The sequence below is a fragment of the Flavobacterium fluviale genome (genome assembly GCF_003312915.1).
Classification (GTDB): Bacteria; Bacteroidota; Bacteroidia; order Flavobacteriales; family Flavobacteriaceae; genus Flavobacterium; species Flavobacterium fluviale.
Window position 1 is genome coordinate 3,925,377 of the sequence record NZ_CP030261.1, and the last position, 12,516, is coordinate 3,937,892.

The 12,516-nt window shown below is 32.4% G+C and carries 15 protein-coding genes; 6 read left to right on the plus strand and 9 right to left on the minus strand.

Going from position 1 to position 12,516, the window contains the following annotated elements; translation table 11 throughout:
- Window positions 1-51: 51 nt before the first annotated feature.
- From HYN86_RS17035 to HYN86_RS17045, 3 genes are all read right to left on the minus strand, one after another.
- Window positions 52-666 (minus strand): thioredoxin family protein, encoded by a 615-nt coding sequence (locus tag HYN86_RS17035; protein WP_113679128.1) that lies wholly within the window; start codon window positions 664-666, stop codon window positions 52-54.
- Between the two features lie 12 nt (window positions 667-678).
- A complete protein-coding gene (locus HYN86_RS17040) occupies window positions 679-1,086 on the minus strand; it encodes a TlpA family protein disulfide reductase (protein ID WP_230406467.1) in 408 nt (135 codons plus the stop codon).
- Window positions 1,087-1,282: 196 nt separating this feature from the next.
- Complete coding sequence (locus tag HYN86_RS17045) at window positions 1,283-2,032, minus strand: DKNYY domain-containing protein (RefSeq protein ID WP_113679130.1); 750 nt, start codon at window positions 2,030-2,032, stop codon at window positions 1,283-1,285.
- Between the two features lie 295 nt (window positions 2,033-2,327).
- Between HYN86_RS17045 and HYN86_RS17050 the strand changes: the two genes are divergently transcribed.
- Window positions 2,328-3,245, plus strand: a complete 918-nt coding sequence (locus HYN86_RS17050; RefSeq protein ID WP_113679131.1) for a DsbA family protein — start codon at window positions 2,328-2,330, stop codon at window positions 3,243-3,245.
- Window positions 3,246-3,379: 134 nt separating this feature from the next.
- Here HYN86_RS17050 and HYN86_RS17055 read toward each other — a convergent pair whose 3' ends face one another.
- A complete protein-coding gene (locus tag HYN86_RS17055; protein ID WP_113679132.1) occupies window positions 3,380-3,853 on the minus strand; it encodes a CinA family protein in 474 nt (157 codons plus the stop codon).
- Window positions 3,854-4,181: 328 nt separating this feature from the next.
- On the opposite strand from HYN86_RS17055, the gene HYN86_RS17060 reads away from it, so the two are divergent.
- The 3 genes from HYN86_RS17060 to HYN86_RS17070 are packed head-to-tail and all read left to right on the plus strand — an operon-like array spanning window position 4,182 to window position 5,406.
- Entirely contained in the window at window positions 4,182-4,670 is a 489-nt protein-coding gene (locus HYN86_RS17060; RefSeq protein ID WP_113679133.1) for a hypothetical protein, read from the plus strand.
- A gap of 36 nt (window positions 4,671-4,706) precedes the next feature.
- The gene (locus tag HYN86_RS17065; RefSeq protein WP_113679134.1) at window positions 4,707-5,099 is read left to right on the plus strand and encodes a hypothetical protein; all 393 of its coding nucleotides are present in this window, start codon (window positions 4,707-4,709) and stop codon (window positions 5,097-5,099) included.
- Between the two features lie 34 nt (window positions 5,100-5,133).
- Window positions 5,134-5,406, plus strand: coding sequence for a PrgI family protein (locus HYN86_RS17070; protein WP_113679135.1), 273 nt, complete (start codon window positions 5,134-5,136; stop codon window positions 5,404-5,406).
- A gap of 84 nt (window positions 5,407-5,490) precedes the next feature.
- Here the strand turns inward: HYN86_RS17070 and HYN86_RS17075 are convergent, their stop codons facing one another.
- The 4 genes from HYN86_RS17075 to HYN86_RS17090 all read right to left on the minus strand — a co-directional run bounded on the left by HYN86_RS17075 (window position 5,491) and on the right by HYN86_RS17090 (window position 9,342).
- The gene (locus HYN86_RS17075; RefSeq protein ID WP_113679136.1) at window positions 5,491-5,859 is read right to left on the minus strand and encodes a SpoIIAA family protein; all 369 of its coding nucleotides are present in this window, start codon (window positions 5,857-5,859) and stop codon (window positions 5,491-5,493) included.
- Between the two features lie 245 nt (window positions 5,860-6,104).
- On the minus strand, window positions 6,105-8,027 hold the full coding sequence (locus tag HYN86_RS17080) for a metallophosphoesterase family protein (RefSeq protein ID WP_113679137.1): 1,923 nt from the start codon (window positions 8,025-8,027) through the stop codon (window positions 6,105-6,107).
- Between the two features lie 122 nt (window positions 8,028-8,149).
- Window positions 8,150-8,788: an HAD family hydrolase gene (locus HYN86_RS17085; protein WP_113679138.1), complete on the minus strand. Its 639-nt coding sequence runs from the start codon at window positions 8,786-8,788 to the stop codon at window positions 8,150-8,152.
- An 89-nt stretch (window positions 8,789-8,877) separates the two neighbouring features.
- The gene (locus HYN86_RS17090) at window positions 8,878-9,342 is read right to left on the minus strand and encodes an NUDIX hydrolase (protein WP_113679139.1); all 465 of its coding nucleotides are present in this window, start codon (window positions 9,340-9,342) and stop codon (window positions 8,878-8,880) included.
- 153 nt (window positions 9,343-9,495) lie between these two features.
- On the opposite strand from HYN86_RS17090, the gene HYN86_RS17095 reads away from it, so the two are divergent.
- The gene (locus HYN86_RS17095; protein ID WP_113679140.1) at window positions 9,496-10,665 is read left to right on the plus strand and encodes a DUF4861 family protein; all 1,170 of its coding nucleotides are present in this window, start codon (window positions 9,496-9,498) and stop codon (window positions 10,663-10,665) included.
- A gap of 165 nt (window positions 10,666-10,830) precedes the next feature.
- Here HYN86_RS17095 and HYN86_RS17100 read toward each other — a convergent pair whose 3' ends face one another.
- Complete coding sequence (locus HYN86_RS17100) at window positions 10,831-11,895, minus strand: substrate-binding domain-containing protein (protein ID WP_394336099.1); 1,065 nt, start codon at window positions 11,893-11,895, stop codon at window positions 10,831-10,833.
- 169 nt (window positions 11,896-12,064) lie between these two features.
- Here HYN86_RS17100 and HYN86_RS17105 point away from each other — a divergent pair, with 169 nt between their 5' ends.
- Window positions 12,065-12,514: a YhcH/YjgK/YiaL family protein gene (locus HYN86_RS17105; RefSeq protein WP_113679142.1), complete on the plus strand. Its 450-nt coding sequence runs from the start codon at window positions 12,065-12,067 to the stop codon at window positions 12,512-12,514.
- Window positions 12,515-12,516 lie beyond the last annotated feature (2 nt).

A 12,516-nucleotide genomic window follows, 5' to 3' on the forward strand; every position in this document is an offset into this window, starting at 1 on the left:
CCAAAAACGCCCCAATTATGGGGCGTTTCGTATTTTATAGCGTATTAGTAATTAAGCTTTTGCTTTTCTTTTTACCGTACATCCAATTTCTTTAGTCTGAGTAACCGCTGGTTTTTGACCGCTTTTTAAAGATGCAATAACATCTTCGGCATATTTTACTTTATCAGCTTTATTTCCTTCTGGATCATTGTCGATTGCTCCAACATATTCTACAATATTTCCTTTTGAAGTTTTAGAAACGATGAAAATATGCGGTGTACGTTTTGCTCCGTACTGGTCAGTAATTTTTTGTCCTGGATCAAATAAATATGGGAAAGGATATTTTTTATCTTTTGCCAAATCCTGCATTTTTGCAAAAGTATCTGCTGTAGAAGCTTCTGGATCGTTTGGATTAATTGCAATTACAGGATATCCTTGTGGTCTGAATTTTTTATCTAAATCGATAATTCTCTGCTCATAACCAATCGCATAAGGACAGGTATTACAAGTAAAAACTACAATGTAACCTTTCGCATCTTTAAAAGTTCCAAATGAAACTTCTTTATTGTCTACATTTTTTAATTTGAAATCTGGTGCAGCATCTCCAGCTTTAAGAGTTGCTCCTGTCTGCGCCTGCGAAAGAAAAGCAGAAAACGCTAATGCCAATACTAGAATTATTTTTTTCATGGTTTACGGATTTTATAGTTTTTTATATTCAGTTAATAATTGTTCATAGGTAAATTCACTCTCGACAAATTTTCGCTTATCATTTTTTATAAAGAGAGTTGCAGGAATACTTCCTGACCAGCTTGGATCGATTCGGTCAATAAATTCCTGCGGACTGCTTTCGTTTAAAAGAAAAACTTCATTCTTCAAATTTTTTCTTTTTACAAAGGGAATTACGTTTGAAGTCAGTTTTGATTTAAAATCAAGGCTAACTAATAAAACAGCCAGTTTATCTGATTTGTATTCTGCTTTTAATTTTTCGAAATGCGGTAATTCTTTTATGCAGGGTGCGCACCACGTTGCCCAAAAATTGACTACAAAAGTACTGTCTTTTCCGTTTTTAATTCTTTCATTTAGTTGATCAATATTCAACAACTTCACATTTTGACTATAAGCCGAAACTGAAAAAAAACTAATTAGAAATATATAGTAAAAAGACTTGATTTTCATAAGAATAGAATGCTTTAGGATTAATTTGTACCTTACAAATATAAAGCAATGAAATCTTACTTTTTGTTAATAAAAATTTAATGGCTTCAAATACACATAACTGAAATTAATATACTGTGATTTTAATTTAGAGTTTGGTTCGTTTTCCTATATAGTAACTGTATTCTTTATCGAATGCATAGCCTCTTTCATCTATAACTTTAAAATGAAATTCATTCAAACTTTTGCTTTTAATTATTTTTACCTCACTGCTGATGGTTCTCACAAAGTAAGCAAGTTTATCATCTTTAGCAAAAAAGGCATTATCACATTCCAAATAATAAGTTCCATCCAAGCATCCTTCTAATATTTTAAATGTTTTGGGATTTGCGTCAGGAATTATTTTTCCTTTAAAGAACACGTGATTTTTATCCATTCCTAGATTTCCAATAAGTTCTGGATGAGGAATAGTAAATGAATCGATATCTACATTCTCAACCAAATTTATATCTCCAAAATATAATTTATGATCAACCTCAGCGTAATAATCATTTAAATATTTTGCTTTACTCCAATCAAAGGGCATTTGATCATTATGGCGGTAATAATTTCCATTTGAAAAACTATAACCCTTATCGATATCAATCACTTTAAAATCTTTTGGATCTGCATTTTCCAAAACGCAAAAACTACAAAACGCACTCTGTATGTAAATATGATTTTTATCTGCGAAATATACCGTAGATGCATAATCATCTGATGTTGCGGCGTTATTTGCAATAATCTTGAAGTTCTCGAAGTCAATAATTTTATAAAATTTCTTGAAGACTTCACTATCATAAAAAAGTATCAAATTATTGTCGATGATTTTATAACCATAACCTAAATCCTTAACCATACCATTTTTTTTTATTTGAAGCTTTTAATTTTTATCTAATGTAAAAATACGCAATTGATTGTAAGAGTGCAATTACTTTGCAACTCAATTTCTATGTTTTTATAAAGTTATAATTCGCTAAAGTTTCAATTATCATCTAGTCATGTTTTCTTGACTAATTGACTCGTGACATATTTCGGAGGAAATTTGTGAGAAATCTAAAAGTTCGAGAGTACACTTAATTTCTATGAAAATACTGTCGTTGTTGCTAATCTTGATTTACGGTACGAACTGTCAATCGCAAACGAATTTAAAAATGAGTGAAAATAAATCAAATCCTTTATTGTGCGATCCAATAACTGGAGTGTGTGAGATGCCTTTAAACGAAAAATCTCCTGAAACGACTTCTATACTAACTGAAAATAAACCTATAAAAATAATTTATTACACAGATCCTATTTGTTCTTCGTGCTGGGGAATAGAACCTCAACTTAGAAAACTAAAACTGGAATACGGCGATTATTTTGATATTGAATACAAAATGGGCGGTCTTCTTCCTGATTGGAGTTATAATAGCGGAGGCATAAGTAAGCCTTCGGATGTTGCTCAACATTGGGATGATGCTAGTTTACACTACGAAATGCCAATTGATGGAGATGTTTGGCTTGAAGATCCTTTAGACTCTTCTTATCCTTCATGTATTGCCATGAAAGCTGCACAGATGCAGAGTACAGAAAAAGCAATAAAATTTATGAGAATCCTACGGGAGAAATTATATCTCGAAAAGAAAAACATAGCAAAATGGGAAAACATTGCAGAAGCTGCAAAAATCGCCGATCTTAATATCGAAAAACTGAAAACAGATTACAATGGTGCTGCTGAAAAACTTTTTCAAGAAGATTTATATTTTGGAAAAACTCTCGGAGTCAGAGGTTTTCCCACTTTCTTTTTTGCTGATGAAAGCAATAATAAATTAACCGTTTACGGTTCTAAACCTTACACCACTTATGAAAATGCTTTACTGGCTTTATTTCCTGAAGCAAAAAAGAAAGCAATTGTAAAAGAAAACTCTTTATCTATTTTCGAAATATATCCTACGTTAGCACCAAAAGAATACGCAGTACTTCAGGACATTTCCCTTAACGAAGCAAAAATTATATTAGAGGAATTATATGAAAAAGGAAAGTTAGATAGAGTGTCTATAAAAAATGGTTCGCTTTATAGTAAGAAGTAATTTTAAAATATCCAAAAAGACAAAAACCAATAGATCTCACAGAAGCATTAAAATATCACTTTAAGCTAAATCATTATACACAAAAAGCCACAAGATAAACTTGTAGCTTTTTGTAAATTATTATCTAGTTACATTCAGATTTCCTCTAGAATTAATTCTGCAACGGCATCAATTGCTTGATTAATTATACTCTCTTGATCTCCGTCAAATACGAAACGTCTCGCTATTTCTTTGTCTGAAAACATAATATGAATAAAAATAGTTCCTACAGGTTTTTCATCGGTTTCGCTTCCGCCTGGTGTTGGAAGTCCGGTTAAGCCAACACAAATATCTGAATTTATATAGCGATAAAAATTCTGAGCCATAAGCGCAGTAACTTCTGCAGATTCAGCACTGAATTTTTCTATCGTTCCCCACGGAATATGAAGTAAGTCCTCCTTCATAGAAGAATGATAGCAGACCATCCCTCCTATTAAAATTCGTCCCGAATTAAAAACAGTCGAAAACTCATAAGACATTTTTCCAGCAGAAGCACTTTCTGCAAATGAAATCGTCAAGTTTTTATCTATTAAAGCCTCACAGCAGGCCGTAACTTTTTCAGATGCCATATCATTTCGATTTTAATTAAACCTTTATAAATCATATTACACCAAAAATAAATTGTTTACCTACTGCTGATCTTACATAATTTCTTACAATCATTATATTATAAGTAACTGTTAATTATGCAGCTATAAATAATTTTCTTGTAAGGACTTCCTTGTATGTCATTGCTAAATTTGTAAAACACGATATTTTTTACAAGCCTTTACAATTTCATTATAAGCCATTAAAATAAAATAGAACAATACGAACTAGTTATAAAAGAGGAAAGCCAAAGGAGAAATTATCCATTGAAATTCCTTGAGTAAAACAATAACCTTAAAAAACAGTATTATGGAAAAGCAGAACAACGATAATTATGGTCAATTCGATCCAGATTATATAGATCAAAATACTCTTGTAGATGGAACTTATTCTGTTGAAGATGAATACAAACAAGAGCTGAAAAAAAATGACGAAAGGGAATTCGGCGAAAGCGATCCTGATATTATTGATCAAAATACTTTGATTGATAACGATAATTATGCAAGAGATGAAGATCCTTATCAATATCAAGAAGAATTTGTGGAAGATTTATCTCATCCAGAGCAAGATTTTGAAAAAAATACCAATGTAAGATCGGAGAATATTCCAAATCAGGAACGTATTATCAATGAAGATGATGCTATTACAAATGATGATACAGAAGATGATCTAAATGACGAATATGATCCTGAACTAGATTTGGATCATGATGTGGAAAAAGGTGGTGATTTAGACAATGACGAAGAACTGGACGATTTTGACGCGGAACATTATCCGGAAAATCATCCTAGAGAATAAAAGACTTATATTTAAGGGTTTATAAAAGAATCGTCTATGACTATAGCAACTCAAATTGTATGGCTTTTTGTTTTAGCAATTCCAATTGCCTGCATAAGCTGGACTGTAACGCACGAAGAGATTTTTAGAGAACCACACGAATGGTGTGTCAATCGTTCTAAAAATGACAGGTTTTTAGTGTCAAGAAAATTTTTCTATCTGTTTACGTGCGAGTATTGTTTTAGCCATTATGTCACAATTGCATTTTTGATTCTTTGCGATTATAAACTTTTGTTAAATGATTGGCGAGGCTATATTTTGGCAGGGTTTTCTCTGGTTTTTATGGCAAATGCCTATATGAGTCTTTTTGCATTACTGCGTCAGGCAATCAAAAAAGAAAAGGTCGAAATCGAAAAAATTGAAAATGAAACCGATATTGACAAACAATAAGATTAAAAAAGTATAACTAAACAATTATTTTATCATGGAGAATTTAAATTTCATAGATCCATTATTACACGGAATTACACCAGAGAACAAATCGCTTAATCTTTCTGTAAAACAAATGGTGTGCGCTGGAGTTGGTGCTCTTATAGCTTCGGCAGTTTTGAAAAAAACAGGTCATACAAAAGCTAGTGCTGTTGTAGGAAGTATTGCATTGCCAATTTTAGCTTCAGCTTGTTATAAAAAATACAGCCAAGTAACTAAAGAAAAAATCGATGCTAAAACTAGCAGCGGTATTGAATACAATCACTAATTGTGAAAGTATAACTCATAAAAAAAGAGCACTAAATTAGTGCTCTTTTTTTATACCAAACTTTTAGATTAAAAAGGTAAAAACTTAAGAAATATTACCTTCTACCCAATTAAGGGCTTTGTTAAATTCAATTTTTTTGTAACCACGAAACTCTCCTGGAACAACATAACTAAATCCATTTGTAAAAGATATAATTTCATCTGTATCTGTAACTATAGCTGCGCGATTCCATTTTCCAAGATGTTTAAGTCCTAAAAGTGCATCTTGAAGCCAAGCTCCTGCAGTAAAGTTTTTAATATCTGTATCTAAAACTAACAAAAAATTAATTTCGTTTGTCTGTTTCACTAAATGTTCAACAGCGGGAATAACTGCTGTTAAGAAATCGTCTTTTGTTACTTCTGCCAATGCTCTAAAGGCAACAACGTTATCTGTAGTGTCAATTTGATGTATCATAATGCTTGTACTTTGAGTTATTTAAATAATTGAATTTAGAACTTAATTTTACTGCATTATTAGCTTCAAAATGTCTAAATCCAACTCAAATATACTGATTTAATGCATGTTAAAAGTTATATTTTTTCATTTGTTTCTTATATTTTAAGGATTAAATTTCTAAAAAAATATCGATTTAGATGGATAAAAATCCGCAGATTAAAATGGAATTAAGAGTGAGGATTTTGATTATAAGTACTCTTATTTTAATGTGCTTTATTATTAATTTTTCCTGTCAATAAATCAACTGTAAAATGATCCGCCGGAACTTCGTGCATAAATTTATTAAAGATGGTAAAAAACAATTTCATTTGCTTATTTAAAGGTTTTGAAACCTCATCTTTAGAATCTAGAAACAATTTTGATAAAACTTTATATGTCTTAATCCTTTTTTCTGCAACATCGGCAAAAGCCAGTTCGTCAGCACTTCTAAAACGGTAAAAATCAATTAGCAGGTCATTTCCTTTCCAGTTAAAATCTTTTTGGTTTAGATTATCTTGCTTTAAAATAAGTGCTGTTTTGCTTTCAGCTTCTTTCCATTCTTTCTCAAACTGGATTTTATTTTTGAGGATAACATCAAAATCCTGATTAGAATTCATGCTGGCTAGAACCAATAAATCCTGACCTGAAACATTCAAAATAAAATCCTTAAAAGCGGCAGGCCAATCGTCTTTTAGAAAACGCAGACGAACCAGTTCTTTCAAATGTAAATCGGTAAAATCGTGGTAATTTTTAGTTTTTAAAATATCAATATTCCAAATATCTTTTGAATTCTGACTTTCTAAAAATTGATATTCCATTTTATACAAATCAAATAGCTCGTTGTATCTCGGAACTTCATCAATTGTAATGGTTTGAATATCGACAATGTTATCTTTCTTAAAAGTCAATAATTTATAAGCCGGAATATAAGCCGCCAGAGATGGCGTTTGAACATTTACCAAAGTATTTCCTTTCTCCGTCGTTCGTACTCCCGTATCGTTAATATGCATATGTCCGCCAAAATGAAGCTGCAATCCTGCATCTGCAAAAACCTGTGCCACTTCTTCTACTGGCACTCTATTTAACTGCCATTTATTTGGTCCTAATAATTCTTTAATTTCTGCGGAAGCGTCATCATTAAAATCAATCATCGGAAAATGGCTGAAAGCAACCAAGGTTTTTCTTTGTTTTTCAGCTGCAGCTGCAATCTCTTCGACCCATTTTATTAAATGCTTTTTGTTCGAAAGTACATTATTATACCCCGTACTAGCTTCAGAATAACTTTTAGAATCCTTTGGATCGCTATCACTTTTCTTCGGAATATAAACATTCCCATCAATTGCCATCAACCAAAGTCCTTCAATGGGTTCTACAACATAACTTACGTCTGGAACTTCGTAACCTTTCGCTACTTCATAAACTCTATTCGATAATAAAGCACTTTCTGATGCTTTTGCAAAAGTGTAATTCTCGCTTGTGTATTTTGAAAAGGGAGTCGCCCAGAATTTATTTTTCTTATTCGGATAAAAACCAAAATCTTTCAAATTATCTGTAATTCCTAAATAACCCATTTTAGCAATATCGGCTGTAACAACAACAGGCTGTTCGATGTTTAAATTGGGCTTATAAATGCCTTCTTTGCTATAAATGGGCTGACTTTTACCTTCTTTACCTAAAAAATCTTCTTTCCCAGATTCCTGTGCAAACGGTCCAACTGGATCATGATTTCCTGTAGTAATAAAAAATTCTATTCCGTACTTTTTAGAATATTGTTCTAATATTTTGGCTAATCCGCGAACGTGAATCGGCTGTCCGTCGTCTGTGTAATCGCCTGGAAGCGCAACGTATTTTATCTTTCGTTTGGCGATATCTTCTAAAGCTGCCAAAAAAGCAAAGTAGTTTTCATTAAAAATTCGGGTAGAATGCAGCTGCGATGACATTGTTCGCACTAACGTATATTGTCCAGTCTTCGGATTTAGAACGCCTCGATAATCTGAATCTGAAAATCCGCCGAATAAATCCTGCAGATGCACATCAGATAAAAAGGCAATTTGCGTTCCGTTTAAATTTTGTTTCTTTTGCGCATGTAAAGAAACAACAGAAAGAAGTATAAATATTTTTATTAAGGAAGAAACTCGTAGGTGCATAGATTTGGTATCAAATAGGCGGTTTATAAAATTTACATTTTTTTTAAAAGAAATGCAATTTTATAGATTCTAATACTAAATCTGTTTATGCTATTGTTATCGAAAGATAATATTTTGGGTTTCTACAAATCAAGAAGTGTGCTCAACTCGTCGTAAGTATAAAAAAGCAGTGCGCCTTCTTCTTCTAAATCTGAATTATTATAACCGTTGGCAAGACCAAATACTCGAAATCCGCCATCTATTCCGGCTTTCACGCCTGCTTTACTGTCTTCCAGAACTATACAGTCACTTACCTCAAAACCCATTTCATTTGCGGCATACAAAAATATTCCAGGATCTGGTTTCCAGCTGTTAATTTGATAGGAACTAAAAATCTTATTTTCAAACTTATCCAATAAACCAGATGCTTCCAGATTAAGCCTGATTTTTTCAACAGGTCCGCTTGACGCCACGCAATACGCAATATTAAGTTTTTCGATAAATGAAATTACGCCTTCCATTGGTTTCACTTCTGTTTTAAAAGCTTTGAAACTTTTTTCGCGATATTCTGCTTCAAAAGATTCCGGCAGTTTTGCTCCAATTGCATCTTCGATATGACTAAAACAATCTTTTAAATTTCGACCATTAAAGTTGCGGTATGCATCTTCAATTTCCATTTCAAAACCATATTCAGATGCCATTTCAAGCAGTATTCCATTCCCAATTTTTTCTGTATCAACCAAAACTCCATCGCAGTCGAAAATAATACACTTCACTTCCATATTCTTATTTGCATTTAATTAATCTGATAAATGATTCAGATGATAAGAATGTAAATTACAAAAATTATCTCATTAAGAAAACAAAGAAATTAAAGTGAAGCCGAAATTTTAGAAATCATTTGAACAATAAAATCGGCTTGAGCAGGATTTATTTTTTTTAAGGCATCGTGCGTTTGAAACCATTCTCCTCTGTCGACTTCAGGGAAATTGGATAATTTTCCAGATTTTGGAGGCCATTCCATTACAAAATCATTGCTTTTTAGCAGCGTTTCATCAATTTCAAATTCAACCGCCCACGCATGAACAACTTTTCCAGATTTCAATTTTACATATTCTAGTTTTATGAAATCGCCATCGACCTCAAAACCAGTTTCTTCTTTAAATTCTCTAATTGCAGCATCAAGCGGATCTTCGTCATCGTCAAATTCTCCTTTGGGAATCGACCAAGATTCTAAATCCTTGTTTTTCCAAAATGGCCCGCCTGGATGAACTAAAAAGAAAAATACCGTCTTATCGATGAATTTATAGGCTAATATACCCGCGCTTTGTTTCATTGTATCATGATTTTAATATTTAAAGATAAGTTTAAATTATCAACTATTATGTTACTTATTCTCATTATCAACAAATTGTACATATTTACTCCCATTGCGTATTTCTGTTTACTTTTTGATTTGTATTTTTATGAAATAAAAAGCAGCAACAAAATGAAAAAACATCTTTTATTTACCGCAATTCTCGCAGCAAACTTTACAGTTCAGTCTCAAAACAAAACAATTACGGTCATTAATAATTTACCAGTATCCAGAGAATTTGAAACAGTTGAACTAACTAAAAAAACGCTCGGATTAAAAGCAGATGCCAAACTTGAAAATTATGTTGTAAAAGAAATCAGCAGTAATTCATTTCTTGAAACCCAGACTGTAGACAATGATGGTGACGGAATTATGGATTTACTTTTGTTTCAGCCCAAAATAAAAGCTTCTTCAAAGCAAGATTTTGAGATTTTAGTTGGTACGAATTCTTCTGCGTCCAAAGTCGCTAGCTGTTATTCACGCTTTGTTCCAGAAAGAACAGATGATTACGCTTGGGAAAACAACAAAGTCGCTTTTAGAACTTACGGTCCTGTGGCTCAAAAAATGGTGGAAGACAATATTCCAGGCGGAACATTAACCAGTGGAATCGATGCTTGGTTAAAAAGAGTAGAATATCCAATTATTAATAAATGGTATGAAAAAACCACAAACGGAACTGGAACGTATCATAAAGATACTGGAGAAGGTCTAGATAATTTTCAGGTTGGTCCGAGCCGAGGTATTGGCGGAATTGCTGTAAATGTGGGTGGTCAATATTATTTTTCTAAAAATTTTATCAGCTGGAAAACTATTACCAATGGTCCGATCCGAACGAGCTTTATTTTAACCTATGCTGATTGGGATGCGAAAGGCAATAAAATAACTGAATCGAAATTGATCAGTTTGGATTATGGAAGCCAGCTTTCTCGCTTCGAAGTCAATGTTACTGGAACTAAAACTATTGCTGCTGGACTGACACTTCATGATAAAAAAGGAACTACAGGAACAAATTTAGAAAAAGGCTGGCTGAGTTATTGGGAGCCTATTGATGATTCTGAAATTGGAATGGGTTTAGTAGCGCCAAAAGGTTCTTTAATTAGCTTTGATAATCATGTTAGCGATGAAAAAGATCTAAGTAATCTATATGGAAATATCTCTATAAAAAATAACAAAGCAATTTATTATGCTGGTTTTGGATGGAAAAAAGGAAGTCCGTTTCAAACTAAACAAGAATGGGAAACTTATTTGAGTGCTTTTGCTGAGAAGATTAATAATCCTTTGGTGGTGAAGGTTAAAAAATAGATTTCATTCTCATTTTTGTCATTTCGATCCCGAGGCTTCGGTGGAGAAATCTTCACAAGCGACTCTACGAAGTTTGGTGACTTTCTTTGTGGAGCTTCTTACGGAGATTTCTCTCCCGAAGCCTCGGGATCGAAATGACAAAATAGCGAATCACGCGTATTTAAATCATTTCCTAACAGGAAAATAATTCTCTTTCAAAATAATTTCTAAGGGAATATAATGTGTACGTTCAACATCTTCCTGAAGAACTAGTTTTTTATACAAATAATTAATCCCCATATAACCTTGGTCTTCTGGTCTTTGGTTGATTAAAAAATCGATTATTCCTTTGTTTAAATATTCGATATTTTCTTTCAACAAATCAAAACCAATAATGCGGACACCTTTTATATTATTTTTTTCTAAAAATCCAGCTACAATATAAGCTCTGGAATTTGGTACAAAAATGCTGCTTACACCAGAAAACATTTCCAAACTCAACTGATCTATTTTGGAATCTTTTAAAGTGACTTCTGAAAATTTAAAATTCGTCAATTCGTTATGATCTTTAAAATAAGAATAAAATCCATCGATGCGTTGTAAGTATACCGAAGTACTTTCAATTTCTCTCGTAATTTTAAAAATCAAAACCTGTCTCTCATTTTTCACTGCAAAACTGATTAATCTTCCCGCTAAATAACCGCTCTGAAAAGCATCTTGCCCTACGTACGCATGTTCATTTCCTTCAGAAATATTAGAATCAATCATTACAACTGGAATATTCTTCTTTTGATATTCTTTTAAAAACTGAACAGAATCTTCATAAAATATGGGCGCAAATAATAAACCGTCACAATCAAACTGCATTACTTTTTGAACAGTTTCTTGAAATGAGATCAGATTATAATCGTAGAAAAAATAATCCAATACAATTCCGAATTTGCTAAACTCTAAAGCCGCTTTTTCAATTCCCTCAACCTGACTTTTCCAATATTCCAAGGTTTCAGACTTTGGAAGAAAAACTGCAAAATGAAATTTTTTGTTTAAAGCCAAGTTACTTGCCAGTATATTTCTTTTATAACCAAATTCCTCAATTATAGCATTAACCTTATCCACAGTTTCCTGCGCCACTTGTCCGCGATTGTGTATAATTCTGTCGACTGTTCCCGGCGAAACATTCGCTAATTCCGCAATTTTCTTAATTGTTATGATATTGATTCTTTTTAAGTTAAAAAAATAAAAGCAGTGCAGTAAATTTAATTTATTTTATTAAAAATAAGTTGTTTTACACTTCATTTTACATACATTTGTAAAATACCGTGTACGCACACGCAAATATACACATAACATTAAAAAAACAATTCTTTTTTCTGTTAATCAACTAAAATACACGATTAAAAACTAAATAATATCTAACCAAATGATAGTAGATTCACTACATAACGCAGCAAAATATTACGGCCTGCATGCCAATTTTAAAAAAGCCTTTGATTATGTAAATCAAAATGATATTTCCAATTTGCAAGAGGGCGCTTTTGAAATTAGCGAAGGTTTAAAACTAATTGTAATTGTCGGACAAGGAAATACGAAAGAAGAAGCCGTGAAAGGTTTTGAATGCCACGACAAAAACATAGACATTCAGATTTCAATAAAAGGGCCAGAAACTTTTGCCTGGAAACCGAGAGAGAAATGCGTAAACCCAAATGGCGATTACAGCGACGAAAGAGATGTTCGATTTTTTCATGATGCGCCAGACACTTTCTTTCAATTGCAGGAAAAACAATTTGCCATATTATTTCCTGAAGATGTACACACTGCAATGATTGGCGAAGGTGAATTGAAAAAAATTGTAATTAAAGTAAAAATATAAGC

What these genes read in the sequence shown, in the direction of transcription:
- HYN86_RS17035 (WP_113679128.1), bottom strand. Translation starts at nt 666, where the DNA reads ATGAAAAAAATAATTCTAGTATTGGCATTAGCGTTTTCTGCTTTTCTT.
- HYN86_RS17045 (WP_113679130.1), bottom strand. Translation starts at nt 2,032, where the DNA reads ATGGTTAAGGATTTAGGTTATGGTTATAAAATCATCGACAATAATTTG.
- HYN86_RS17050 (WP_113679131.1), top strand. Translation starts at nt 2,328, where the DNA reads ATGAGTGAAAATAAATCAAATCCTTTATTGTGCGATCCAATAACTGGA.
- HYN86_RS17055 (WP_113679132.1), bottom strand. Translation starts at nt 3,853, where the DNA reads ATGGCATCTGAAAAAGTTACGGCCTGCTGTGAGGCTTTAATAGATAAA.
- HYN86_RS17060 (WP_113679133.1), top strand. Translation starts at nt 4,182, where the DNA reads ATGGAAAAGCAGAACAACGATAATTATGGTCAATTCGATCCAGATTAT.
- HYN86_RS17065 (WP_113679134.1), top strand. Translation starts at nt 4,707, where the DNA reads ATGACTATAGCAACTCAAATTGTATGGCTTTTTGTTTTAGCAATTCCA.
- HYN86_RS17070 (WP_113679135.1), top strand. Translation starts at nt 5,134, where the DNA reads ATGGAGAATTTAAATTTCATAGATCCATTATTACACGGAATTACACCA.
- HYN86_RS17075 (WP_113679136.1), bottom strand. Translation starts at nt 5,859, where the DNA reads ATGATACATCAAATTGACACTACAGATAACGTTGTTGCCTTTAGAGCA.
- HYN86_RS17080 (WP_113679137.1), bottom strand. Translation starts at nt 8,027, where the DNA reads ATGCACCTACGAGTTTCTTCCTTAATAAAAATATTTATACTTCTTTCT.
- HYN86_RS17085 (WP_113679138.1), bottom strand. Translation starts at nt 8,788, where the DNA reads ATGGAAGTGAAGTGTATTATTTTCGACTGCGATGGAGTTTTGGTTGAT.
- HYN86_RS17090 (WP_113679139.1), bottom strand. Translation starts at nt 9,342, where the DNA reads ATGAAACAAAGCGCGGGTATATTAGCCTATAAATTCATCGATAAGACG.
- HYN86_RS17095 (WP_113679140.1), top strand. Translation starts at nt 9,496, where the DNA reads ATGAAAAAACATCTTTTATTTACCGCAATTCTCGCAGCAAACTTTACA.
- HYN86_RS17105 (WP_113679142.1), top strand. Translation starts at nt 12,065, where the DNA reads ATGATAGTAGATTCACTACATAACGCAGCAAAATATTACGGCCTGCAT.